This is a genomic window from Candidatus Chloroploca sp. Khr17, assembly GCF_004138165.1.
Lineage (GTDB): Bacteria > Chloroflexota > Chloroflexia > Chloroflexales > Chloroflexaceae > Chloroploca.
In genome coordinates this window covers 16,822-29,068 of sequence record NZ_RYFF01000034.1, presented here as the reverse complement: position 1 = coordinate 29,068, position 12,247 = coordinate 16,822, and the positions used below count along the sequence as shown (strand labels likewise).

The 12,247-nt window shown below is 57.7% G+C and carries 7 protein-coding genes and 1 pseudogene; 6 read left to right on the top strand and 2 right to left on the bottom strand.

All coding sequences use genetic code 11. The annotated features are described in order from the left end of the window. Positions 1 to 9: 9 nt before the first annotated feature. The 3 genes from ctaD (at position 10) to EKD05_RS17850 (ending at position 2,966) form a co-directional block, all read left to right on the top strand. On the top strand, positions 10 to 1,668 hold the full coding sequence (gene ctaD, locus EKD05_RS17860; RefSeq protein ID WP_129675255.1) for a cytochrome c oxidase subunit I: 1,659 nt from the start codon (positions 10 to 12) through the stop codon (positions 1,666 to 1,668). A gap of 105 nt (positions 1,669 to 1,773) precedes the next feature. Next, positions 1,774 to 2,586, top strand: a complete 813-nt coding sequence (locus EKD05_RS17855) for a cytochrome c oxidase subunit 3 family protein (protein ID WP_240695839.1) — start codon at positions 1,774 to 1,776, stop codon at positions 2,584 to 2,586. Then, positions 2,586 to 2,966 carry a cytochrome C oxidase subunit IV family protein gene (locus tag EKD05_RS17850; protein ID WP_240695838.1) on the top strand — a complete coding sequence of 127 codons (381 nt, stop codon included), beginning with the start codon at positions 2,586 to 2,588 and terminating at the stop codon, positions 2,964 to 2,966. The genes EKD05_RS17855 and EKD05_RS17850 overlap by 1 nt, the downstream gene beginning before the upstream one ends. An 84-nt stretch (positions 2,967 to 3,050) precedes the next feature. Here the strand turns inward: EKD05_RS17850 and EKD05_RS17845 are convergent, their stop codons facing one another. Next, the gene (locus EKD05_RS17845) at positions 3,051 to 3,986 is read right to left on the bottom strand and encodes a TIGR01777 family oxidoreductase (RefSeq protein WP_129675249.1); all 936 of its coding nucleotides are present in this window, start codon (positions 3,984 to 3,986) and stop codon (positions 3,051 to 3,053) included. Positions 3,987 to 4,350: 364 nt separating this feature from the next. Between EKD05_RS17845 and EKD05_RS17840 the strand changes: the two genes are divergently transcribed. Continuing rightward, positions 4,351 to 6,279 carry a cellulase family glycosylhydrolase gene (locus EKD05_RS17840; protein WP_129675246.1) on the top strand — a complete coding sequence of 643 codons (1,929 nt, stop codon included), beginning with the start codon at positions 4,351 to 4,353 and terminating at the stop codon, positions 6,277 to 6,279. Positions 6,280 to 6,412: 133 nt separating this feature from the next. On the opposite strand, the pseudogene EKD05_RS17835 reads toward EKD05_RS17840, so the two are convergent. Beyond that, a pseudogene (locus EKD05_RS17835) lies at positions 6,413 to 6,613 on the bottom strand (Uma2 family endonuclease); the annotation flags it as partial. A gap of 135 nt (positions 6,614 to 6,748) precedes the next feature. On the opposite strand from EKD05_RS17835, the gene EKD05_RS17830 reads away from it, so the two are divergent. Next, positions 6,749 to 7,693: a diguanylate cyclase gene (locus EKD05_RS17830; RefSeq protein ID WP_129675243.1), complete on the top strand. Its 945-nt coding sequence runs from the start codon at positions 6,749 to 6,751 to the stop codon at positions 7,691 to 7,693. Positions 7,694 to 7,711: 18 nt separating this feature from the next. Then, complete coding sequence (locus EKD05_RS17825) at positions 7,712 to 12,154, top strand: hybrid sensor histidine kinase/response regulator (protein ID WP_129675240.1); 4,443 nt, start codon at positions 7,712 to 7,714, stop codon at positions 12,152 to 12,154. Positions 12,155 to 12,247 lie beyond the last annotated feature (93 nt).

Below are 12,247 nucleotides of genomic sequence, written 5' to 3'. Positions count from 1 at the left end.
AGATGCATTATGGCAACCACAGCCCTTCCGTCACGTGGCTATCTCGAAGATGATACTCCAACCGTCTGGGCCTGGATCAAGTCTTGGCTCTTCACGGTTGATCACAAGCGCATTGCGATTCTTTATCTCCTTGCGATCAATTTTTACTTCCTCCTGGGTGGTCTGGCTGCGTCAGTCGTCCGGATCGAGTTGATTACCCCGCAGGGCGATCTGCTCTCCTCAGATCTTTACAACCGGGCGTTTACGCTGCACGGGATCATCATGGTCTTCTTTTTCTTGATCCCGGGTATTCCTGCGGTGCTCGGCAATTTTTTGATCCCGCTGATGGTCGGGGCGCGCGATATGGCCTTTCCCCGCCTCAATCTCTTTAGCTGGTATCTCTATATGATCGGTGGGCTCTTTGCCCTCTCTGCCGCTGTCTTTGGTGGCGTGGATACCGGTTGGACTTTCTATACGCCTTTTAGTTCGACCTATTCTAATTCAAATGTGATCCTGACCATTGCCGGGGCGTTTGTGATGGGCTTTTCGTCCATCGCTACCGGTGTGAATTTCATCGTGACGACCCATACGATGCGCGCCCCCGGTTTGACCTGGTTCCGTCTGCCGCTCTTTGTCTGGTCAAGCTATGCCACCAGTCTGATTATCGTGCTGGCAACGCCGGTCGTCGGCATTACGCTGCTGCTGGTTGCCATCGAGCGCATCTGGGGCGTCGGCATCTTCGATCCGGCCCTCGGTGGCGATCCGTTGCTCTTTCAGCATCTCTTCTGGTTCTATTCCCATCCTGCCGTCTACATTATGATTTTGCCCGGGTTCGGGGTGATCTCGGAACTGATCTCAACCTTCTCACGCAAACGCATTTTTGGCTACGAATTCATTGCCTTCTCCAGTATGGCGATTGCCATCATTGGCTTCCTTGTCTGGGGCCACCATATGTTCGTGAGCGGGCAGTCGGTCTATTCTGGCCTGGTCTTCAGCTTCATTACGATGCTCGTCGCTATTCCTTCCGCCATCAAAGTCTTTAACTGGACCGCGACGCTCTATAAGGGTTCGATTAGCTATCGCACCCCGATGCTCTATGCCCTTGGGTTTATCGGGCTCTTTGTGATCGGCGGGCTCACCGGTATCTTCCTCGGGGTGGTCGCGATTGATATCCACGTCACCGATACCTATTTTGTCGTGGCTCACTTTCACTATGTGATGGTCGGTGGCACAATTATGGCCTACCTCGGCGGTATCCATTTCTGGTGGCCCAAGATGACCGGCCGGATGTACAACGAGGTCTGGGGTGGGATTTCGGCCCTGATCATTTTCGTTGGCTTCAATATGACCTTCTTCCCCCAGTTTGTGCTTGGTTATATGGGCATGCCCCGCCGCTATCACGTCTATCCCCAGGAATTCCAGGTGCTCCACGTGCTCTCGTCGGCAGGCTCGACCGTGCTGGCGATTGGTTTCATTATTCCCTTGATCTACCTGACGCTTTCGCTCTGGAAGGGCAAGCTCGCCGGCGATAATCCGTGGGATGCCACCGGGCTTGAGTGGACGGTTTCGTCACCGCCGCCAGCCCACAATTTCGATGAGATCCCGGTGGTGACCACCGAGGCGTATGCCTACCCGCCCGAGGCCGCCGAGCGCGACGCGGCTGCGTGGCGCCCTGGTTCACCTCTGTAGACTGGTCAGTCGCAGAGGTCGTGTGCAGGCTCACCTGCGCCCCAACCTCTGCCCGTTTCTCGCGGTGGTATGCCTACCCCGCGCAAAGGTTTGAGGAGCGAAACCTTGGCGACAACAACAACAACGCAAGGATCAGAGGTACAGGGCCACGGGGCACACGCTGACCACGGTCACGCCGGCCACGGCCGCGAGTTGCAGCACCATTTTGAGACGGCCCAACAGCAGAAAGAGGCCGCTACCCTGGGGATGTGGGTCTTTCTGGTGACCGAGTTGATGCTCTTTGGCGGGATCTTTATGGCCTATACGGTCTATCGCTGGGCCTTTCCCGATATCTGGGCCGAGGCAGCCCATCACCTCAATACGCCCCTCGGCGCACTCAATACGGTCGTCTTGCTCGTCAGTTCCCTCACCGTCGCCCTTGCCGTCAATGCCGCCGAAGAGGGACGCAAACAGCGCCTCATTCGCCTGCTTGGGGTGACAATGGTGCTCGGCGTGGCCTTCCTGGGCATCAAAGGCTATGAGTATAGCGAGAAGTTTGCCCACTGCGCTGGCTATGAAACGCCGATCGCCTGGGCCACCAGTGGCGCACCCCTCGGCGAAACAGAATGTCTTGTGCCCGGGCGGGCTTTTGTCTTCCCCGCGGCCCACGGCGAAGCTGCCGCCGATGCGCACCACGAAGTCACGCCGGGCCAGAGCAGTCCCTATCAACTCTTTTACCTGCTCTACTTTATCGCCACCGGGCTGCACGCTGTCCACATGCTGATCGGGTTGAGCATCGTCGGCATGCTGACCTTTATGGCCGCACGCGGGGTCTTCACCTCGGTCTATTCCACACCAGTCGAGATCGGGGGCCTCTACTGGCACCTGATCGATATTATCTGGGTCTTTCTGTTTCCGCTCTTTTATTTGGTACACTGATGGCAGAACACAGCAACACCATGCCTGGCACCGATGGGCACGCAGCGGCAAGCGACCATCATAGCCACGGCCATATCGGACGCGACACTTACTATCGGGTCTTTGCCGCCCTGATGGTGCTGATGGTTTTGACGGTGGGCGCCTGGTGGATCGAAGGGTTTATGGAGATCCCGCGTGTCCTGGGTGTGCTCATCGCTATGGCAATTGCTTCATCAAAGACGGTGCTGATCATCTATTATTTTATGCATATCAAGATCAGCAATCGTGTTACCCAACTCTATGCTGCCGCAGCTTTTATTGGCCTCGCGATCCTCTTCATTATTGTCATGGGTGACTACTTTGCACGCGGCTGGCCTCCATCAAGCGGCCCGCTTCCCTAAACCTTGCTCTCCGCGCCTCTGCGTCTCTGCGTTAAAAAGGGTGCTTGAGTTTAACGCAGAGGCGCAAAGGCGCAGAGCCTGAACCTACCCGAGCAGATCCTGCAACGCCGGACGCAATTCCGTATACGCAAAGGTATACCCGAGTTTTTGCGCCCGGTTCGGTACGACGCGCTGGCCTTTGACTACCAGATCGGCCATTTCACCAAGCGTGAGCCGCAGGCTGAATTCGGGCACCGCCAGCCACGAGGGCGACCCGATCACTTTGCCGAGAATCTCAGAGAAGTCGCGGTTGGTCTCGGGGTTTGGGGCTGTACCGTTGAGCGGGCCACTGATCTGTTCGTTCTCAAGCGCAAAGAGAAAGAGCCCGATCTCGTCATCAGGGTGAATCCACGAATAGTATTGCGCGCCCGGCATAATCGGGCCGCCAGCGCGCACCCGAAACGGGATCAAGATCTGCCCAAGCGCCCCGGCGTCAGGATCAAGCACAATGCCGGTACGAATAAAGGCCACCCGCACCCCATACTCGCTCGCCCGTTGCGCCTCACGCTCCCAGGCGATGCTCACCTTGGCCACAAAGTCGCTGCCTGCCGGCGAGTCCTCATCAAAGGTGGCCGTGGTGCTATACCCGTAAAAGCCCGCCGCCGAGGCATTGACCAGTACCGTCGGGCGGTTTTGTGCCGCAGCAATCGCCTTCACCAATCCGCGTGTCCCGATCACCCGACTACTCAGAATCTCTTCTTTGTACGCCGGTGTCCACCGCACACCGATCACCCCCTGCGAAATCGGTGCCCCGGCTAAATTGATAATGGCATGCGCCCCATCAATCGCCGCCGCCCAGGGGCCATCCTCCGCCGGCGACCACGCGATATACTCCGCCGCCCCTGGCAAGACCCGACGCGCCGCATCAGGATTGCGCGAAAAGATAACGACCGCATAGCCGCGCTCGCGTAGCGCCGCAAAAAGCTTCCGTCCGACCAACCCGGTTGCCCCAGTGAGAATGATGCGTTTTGTTGTGTTCATACTATTGAGGGTACCCCGAATCTAGCTCTGGCGTCAAGTCCCTTGCGCCTCTGCGCCTCTGCGCCTCTGCGTTAAAACGAAACGCCGAGATATGGTATCCTATGACCCGACTGCTCAACCGCACCGCTTCGTAGTCTGTGAAGTAAGTTTTCCGGTCGCGCCGCCGACCACGAATACTGAGCACGAATAAACGAAGATGGGCTGCCCCATGCGCTCTTCGTTTATTCGTGCCCCCATTCGTGGTCGGCGAACGACCCCAGAAAACTTAGGTTACAGACCGCTTAGTCCGACGACGAAACGTGCCGCTTCGTCCTATTTCCTATTTCCTAAAGCCTTCTCTTAGGCCCAATGAGGTTTCCCCCACATGATGCGTTTGTCTCCACTGATGATCATTGTCATAATGATCCTGATTACCATAGGCCTGTTACCCCCCGCTACCCCAATCGTCCAGGCAGCCCCACTCGCAGCACGCCAGCCAGGGTTGCCACCTTCACTCTTTGGCCTCAATATGTATATCACCGGGCGCGAACGCTCTGAAGCCGAAGCTGCCCAACTCGTCCGCCTCGCTGGGACAATTGGCGCACGCTGGACGCGTGAAGAGATCTGCTGGGCATGCTGGGGCCGTGAGGCCCGGAACGATTTCTATGACCGCCGGATCGCGATGCTCGCCGAGGCTGGCATTGGCATTATTGGCATGCTCCTTACAACTCCTGAAGAGTACCGCGATCCCGCCTGTGTCGCGCACGCTCGCCGCGTCAACGAACCCGCGTACTGGTGTGCGCCAACTGATATGGACGCCTTTGCCCGCTGGGTCGGCCAGGTCGTCGAACGCTACGATGGCGATGGCTCCCAAGATGCCCCTGGCTCACCACGGATCGCCGCCTGGGAAATCTGGAATGAACCCGATATGGACGGAACATGGCTGCCCAGGGCCGATCCTGTCGCCTACGCCGAAATGCTTCGCAAAGCCTCAGCGGCCATCCGAGCCGCCGATCCGACTGCCCTGGTGCTTGTCGGTGGCGTCTATGTCTTCGATGCCGTCGGCGAAAAGGGGTTCCTCGATCGGGTGGTTGACCTTGCCGGGTGGGACAGCTTTGATGTGCTCTCGATCCATCCCTGGCTCATCGACCACGCCCCCGACAATCCCGCCCTCATCAATCCCCGTGAACGCTTCGACGTCACCATCCCCGGGCGCCTCGAACTGGCCAAGCGCTGGGTCGCCGCCCGCGGTGGCGGCAAGCCGATCTGGATTACCGAAGTAGGCTGGAGCACCTGCGGGAGTGCGTGTCCGCCCCAGTTTGCCAAGAATGGCGAAGAACAGGCCAACTATATGGTACGCACCTTTGTGCTCGCCGCGGCTGCGGGTATCGAACACGTCAGCTATTTTCAATTCAGCGATAAATTCAAGGGCGGCCAGCAACCCTGGGGGCCTGCCGCTATTCTCAATGATGACCTGAGCCCCAAACCCGCCTATCAAGCCTATGGCACGATGGTTTCGCAACTTCAATTTGCCCGTTACCAGGGCACCGGATCACTCCACCGCCAGGGTGTACTCGCGAACCATCGCTTCACCCTGCCCGACGGCGGCGTCGTTGACGTGCTCTGGACAATCAGCGGTCAGCGCACGGTCGACTTCCCGCTAGCTGCCGGTCTGAGTGCAACCCTAATCGAACGCGATGGACGGCTGCGCGAACTTGGCGGAGGTGTGGCCCGGTTGACCATCACCGAACACCCGATCTACATCCGTCAGGTCACTGGCGGCAGTCGCAGCTTTGCCGAAACCGGGCAGAGCATCCGCGGCAGCTTCCTGCGCACCTGGGAGCGCGGCGGCGGACTGGCGATCTACGGTTTGCCCATCACCCCCGAACGCCTCGAACGCGGCAGCGACGGGGTCGAACGGATCGTGCAATGGTTCGAACGCACCCGCTTCGAGAGCCATCCTCAGCACCGGTCGCCCAACGACGTACTGATTGGCCTCGTCGGGGTTGAATACCTCGCTCGCCAGGGGGTTGATTGGCGCAACCTCCCCACCGTTGACGGGGCACCCGCAGGCTGTCGCTACTTCCCCGAAACCCGCCACAGCCTCTGCCCACCCTTTCGGGCCTACTGGGAACGCAATGGTGGCCTCGCGACCTTTGGCTTCCCCATCAGCGAACCAGCCAGCGAAACCGTCGAAAACGGACGCACCCTGAGCGTGCAATATTTCGAACGTGCCCGCTTCGAAGACCACCCCGATCTACCGCCGGCCAACCGCGTCCAACTCAGTCGCCTTGGTGTAAGCCTCGCCCCGTAGAGGGTTCGCTCACCTACGCGAAAAACGTTGCGCCTTTGCGCCTTTGCGTCAAAACAAACGCCTTCTTTGCAAGATACTGGTTCTAGGGCGCAAAACCTGATCTTGACGCAAACTGAGGCAACGTGCCATTGCCTCAGTTTGCGTCAAACACAGCATCAACCGACAAGGCCAACCCCTCCAGCAAGGCCGACCTAACCGTGGTGCCGCGGGCAAACAGACCGTATTCCTGATACGATGAACCAACCAGGGTCAGCACCGTAATCGTCTCGCTCGTAGGATCGACAATCCAGTACTCGGGGATGGCGGCCTCGGCGTAGTCGTTGCGCTTGACGACCGTATCGCGTTCATTGAGTGGTAGTTCTCTCGATACATATTCATGGTATCATGATTAAGGTATTGCAGCTATAGTAGCCCTAGACGATATAGCAGTGCTATAGCAAAACTTGTCTCGTGGGGTGAAGGAAAAGCAATGATGCGCGTACTGGTTGCCGATGACGATCCCCTCGTCTGTCATGCGGTGTGTGCGCTTGTTCGCGCCTTTGGCTATGAGGTTCTGATTGCCGAAGATGGGTTGCAGGCATGGGAGGTGATCCAGCGCGAAAATATTGCGCTGTTGATTACCGATTGGCAAATGCCCGGACTCGATGGCCCCAGCCTGATCCGCCGCATTCGCGCTGCTCCTTTGCCTCATTATATCTCGTGCCTCTTGTTGACCGTGCGCGATCAGCGTACCGACCGCATCCACGGTCTCGATGCCGGCGCCGACGATTACCTGGTCAAACCGGTTGACCCCGATGAATTGCGGGCGCGCCTCGCGGTTGCCTCCCGGATCTTTCGCCTTGAACAAGATCTGCGTGAGGCCAATACTCGTCTGCAAGAACTGGCGAATGAGTTTCAGTATCAGGCTGATCATGATCCGCTGACCGGGCTCTTTAATCGTCAGGGCGTGGTGAGTCAGGCCCATCTCGAATTGAATCGTGCCAAACGCACCGGTCAGATGCTGGCGATTGCCTTGCTTGATATTGATCACTTCAAGCAGGTGAATGATCGTTATGGTCATATTATTGGCGATCAGGCCCTGATCCATGTTGCGTCACTTTTGCGCAGTGTCTTGCGTTCGTATGACCGCGTGGGACGCTGGGGTGGTGAAGAGTTCCTGGTGCTGCTGCCTGGAACTAGTGTTGAAGCTTCGTGTTGTATCGCCGAGCGGATGCGTGAACAGATCGCGACGCAGCCGCTTGTGTTGCCCAATCATCAACAGATTGCGCTCCAAATGAGCATTGGGGTTGCCAACACTTCTGCCGAGTTACCTGATCTCGATGCTCTGGTTGCCGCTGCCGACCATGCGCTCTATGCGGCGAAACATCGTGGCCGTAATCGGGTTGTCTGTTATGCCCATCTTAGACAGACCTGAACATATGGTTGGTAGCTTATGGTACCTGCATCGCACTCAACTTCTCAACAAACTTTGCGTGATGATCCGCTCGTTGTCTGGCGTCAGCGCACGATCAGCCTGCTGCTCAAGATCTTTGCCTTCATTGGGATTCCCGTCCTGCTCTTTGATGCCTTTCTGCATCTCCAGTTTGGACGCTGGCCGATGGCCGTGTGGAGCTTTTGTTTTGCGGTGCTGGTTGTGGTGCTGGCGCTCTTGCCTCGCCTTGATGATCGGCTGCGCAGCTTTCTCTTGCTCGGGAGTTTTTTGTTCGGGTGTCTGCTTGCGCTCGCGACGATGGGCTTCTATGGGATCAATGCCGCCCTGCTTGCCCTCAATGTTGTGCTCGCGGTCTTGTTGCTCGGTTCACGCCCGGCGCTCGTGATTGGGATTCTGGGGAGTATGGGGGTCGCCCTCGTCTTTGCCGGGTTTGCCTCTGGCTTTTTGCCGTATCCCTATGTTGCGCTGAGTAACGTGACTGATCCCCGCGTGCTGACCAATAATGTGTTGTTGATCATTGCGATCGCCGCCGGCCTGGGCTTGATGGTCAATTCCCTGCTTGCCGCGCTGCAAACGAGTCTCCAGACGACCCGTGCGACGCTCGCCGAGTTAGAACGGGTCAATGCCTCCCTTGATGCCAAGGTTGACCAGCGTACGGCTGAGGTGCGCCGTGCGCTCTCTCTTCTTGAGGCGACGCAGCATATCACCAGTGTCGGTGGGGTGGCCTATGGCCCTCGCGATGGCTTGATTACCTGGACTGATGAGTTGTACCGGATCCACGAGGTGCCCCTGGGTACGGTGATTGATCAAGCGTTGTTGCAGCAACTCTATCCCCCAGAAGCCTGGGCGACCCTCCGCCAGGCATGTGATCGGCTCGAGGCCACCGGTGAGCCGTATGATCTGGAACTTCCGAGCCTCACGCTGGCCGGGCGACCGATCTGGGTTCGTCTGCTCGGCAAGATCGAGGCCTCGTCTGGTGTGCCGCATTATGCTGGCGCTGTCCAGGATATTACCTCGTACAAGCAGGCCGCGCAGCGGATGTCCAGGCAGTTGCAGTATGCCGAGGCGCTGGCGCAGTGCTCGCGGATCTTGTTGATCGCGGTGGAGAACGAGCAAGCCTTGCAGCAGACCTTGAATGAGGCGCTGGGCATTGTCCGTGAAGCGGTAGACGCGGATCGTATTTCGCTCGCCCGGTATCCTCATTATGCGCTGGGTGAAGCAACATTGAAGCGCGCATTTCAGAATCTGGCTGGCAATGATCGGCCTGGTTTGCCGCCAGCGCGCCCTTTTCCTGCCGAAGCGGTTCGGGATTTGCCTCCTGTGTTGAATGTGTGGCAACAGGGTGGTGGCATGTACAATGGCCCGGTGGCAGGCCAGTTTCCTGACCATCCCATCTATCAGGGTGCCTGTGAGTCCAGCGGCCTCAAATCACTCTGCATTCAGGCGGTGCAACTGCAAGAGCGCTGGTGGGGTCACATTATGCTCTTCGACTACCAGCGGTGCCGTTCATGGGATGCCGGTGCGCTGCAACTGCTGCGTACGGCTGCTGAGATGATCGTGACCTTTGTGGAGGGTTGGGAGGCTGCTCGGGCGCTTCAAGAACGTGAAGCGTTGTTGCGCGAGGTGGGCCAGATCGCCCGCGTTGGCGGTTGGACGCTTGATTGCCCGACCTGGCGTGTCCAGTGGTCGGAACAGGTCTATGCTATCCACGATCTGCCCGTGGGCGAACCTCCTCCTCTTGACGAGGCAATCAATTTCTATGCCCCCGAAGCTCGCCCCGTCTTGCAGGCGGCGATCAATGAAGGTCTGGAACATGGTACCCCCTGGGATCTCGAGTTGCCGTTCATTACGGCGCAGGGCCGCCGGATCTGGGTGCGTGCGCAGGGGCAACCGGTGATCCGTGAGGGGGTTGTGGTGCAACTTAGCGGTACGGTGCAGGAAATTACCGTGCGTAAAGAAGCTGAGTTGGCCCTCGCACGCGAGTTGCGCTATGCCGAAGTCCTCGAACAGTGCTCACGGATGTTGCTTGTCGCCAGTACGGATGTTGCTGACTGGCAACCAGTCGTGCAACAGGCTATTGCGCTTCTGCGTCAGGCGATTGGTTGTACCCGCTTGAGCATCAATCTCTTTCCGGTCGCCGATGAAACCTTTCGCATTGCCGAGCACAAACTGGTCGCTCAGGATCAAGCTGCATCACCCTATCAGGCTTGTCCGGTTGAATTTGTCGATATTCCTCCAGAACTCCTTGAGCATCTGCAACGAGGCAAATCTATTACTGGCCTAATTGATGACCTCGTTCCCCCCGATTCTTCGCTCTACGCCTATTTCCACGCCAATCAGCGCCCAAATCTCTGCCTTGCCGGTGTTTTCATCAATGGTATCTGGCGTGGCTATCTGGTCGCGAGTGATCGTGACGCAACCAGGCCATGGGATGAACCAACCATACGCTTGTTGCATACGGCGGTTGAGATGATCTCAGCGTTTCTCCAACAGTGGGAGATGTCGAGTGACCTGCGCAGACGTGAGGCTCAACTACGCGCTGTGGGTGACAATTTGCCCAATGGGTTCATCTATCAATACCGTCATGATCAGACGATGCAACCCTCCTATCTCTTCATTAGCGGTGGCGTGCAACAGGTGCTTGGCGTTGCTCCTGAGGAGGTCTTTGTTGATTCGTCGGTATTGCATGATCTGATCAGCCCTGATGAACGTGAACGCGTCTTGGTAGCTCAATTGCATTCGTTCAAAGCGATGAGCCTCTTTAACGAAGTGGTGCATTTCATCTTGCCCGATGGCACCGAGCGCTGGCTCTATATTTCGTCGCGCCCGCGCCGTGAGGCCGATGGGAGTATCGTCTGGGATGGTCTGTCGCTTGATATTACCGAGCGCCAGCAGGCCGCCCACGAGCTTGCCCAGGCCCGTGATGCCGCCGAGGCCGCGACCAGGGCCAAAAGCGCTTTTCTTGCCCATATGAGCCACGAAATTCGCACGCCCCTGAATGCGGTCCTTGGGATGACTGCCTTGCTGCGTGATAGTGAACTGACCGCTGAGCAACGCCTCTTGACTGATACGATCAATACAGGTGGCCAGGCCTTGCTCGTTGTGCTCAGCGATATCCTCGATCTCTCACGGATCGAATCGGGCCGCCTCGAACTCGCTCTGGCACCGTTTGACCTCTATGCCTCGCTCGCCGCGACGGTCGATCTCGTGAAACATACCGCCCAGGCGAAAGGCTTGACCGTCGGTTATACCTATACCCCCGATCTCCCCCGCGTGCTCGTCGGCGACGAAGCTCGCCTTCGCCAGGTGCTGCTGAATTTGCTCGGCAATGCGGTGAAATTTACCAATCAGGGCAAAGTGACGCTCACGGCTGATGCGTTCCCCTGTGCTGACGGGACCGTGCTGATAACCTTTGAGGTGCGCGATACGGGCATTGGGATGACTGCTGCGCAGTCGGAACATATCTTTGAGCCGTTTGTGCAGGTCGACAACAATGCCTCGCGTCGGTATGGGGGGACTGGCCTTGGTCTGGCGATTACGCGGCAGTTGCTTGATTTGATGCACGGTACCGTTGAGGTCGCGAGTAGCCCCAGAGTTGGCACCACCTTTACGGTGCGTGTGCCCTTTGCGCTTGCCACCGAAGATCTGTTACCACAGCCAGTAGAACTCCACGTTCAGTTTGATCATCCCTTGCAGATCCTGATCGCCGAAGATAACCCGATCAATCAGCAGGTGATTGATCGCGTTGTGCGTCGGATGGGCCATCAGGTGACCATGGTCAACAATGGTCAACGAGCGCTCGAAGCCGTCAAGCAGCATCCGTATGATGTCATCCTGATGGATATGCAGATGCCTGAACTCGATGGTGAAACAGCGACCCGTATGATTCGTGAGCTTGGTACCACGATCAACCAGCCTCGCATTATTGCACTTACCGCCGATACCCTTGAGGCCAACCGTCAGCGCGCTCTGCAGGCCGGGATGGATGACTACCTCTGCAAGCCAGTGCAATTGAGTGATCTCAAACGAGTGCTTGGTGATGCGCCCCTCGGCAATCAGCCTGAACCTGAAGCCTTACCCCTTTGCCCTCAGCCGCACGAGGCAATCTTTGATTGGAAGATCCTTGATCAATTGCAGGCGGCCCTTGGTTCGGATGGCCCCGAAGCTATTGCAACCATGATTGATCTCTTTGAAGAGAGCATCCCCTCCCAGATCGCTGCCCTCGAAACAGCCGCCGTCGAACACGATCGCGCTCGGCTTCAGGCTGAAGCCCATCGCTTACGTGGGGGCAGTCGCCAGATGGGTGCGCAGGCAATGGGGTCTATTTGCCAGCAAATTGAGGATGTTCGCTCTGATAACGATGTGCCGACACTGATTGACCAACTGCGTCGTTGTTATGCGCAGACGCGCTCGGTGCTGCGCCAGCGCTATCCCGATGCGTAAGCCTGGTGAGGCTAATCGGTACCTGTAGTACAATAGCTTGTGCTGCGTTGTGTCATGGCGTTTCGTTGTGGCATTGTGGCATAAGGAACATGG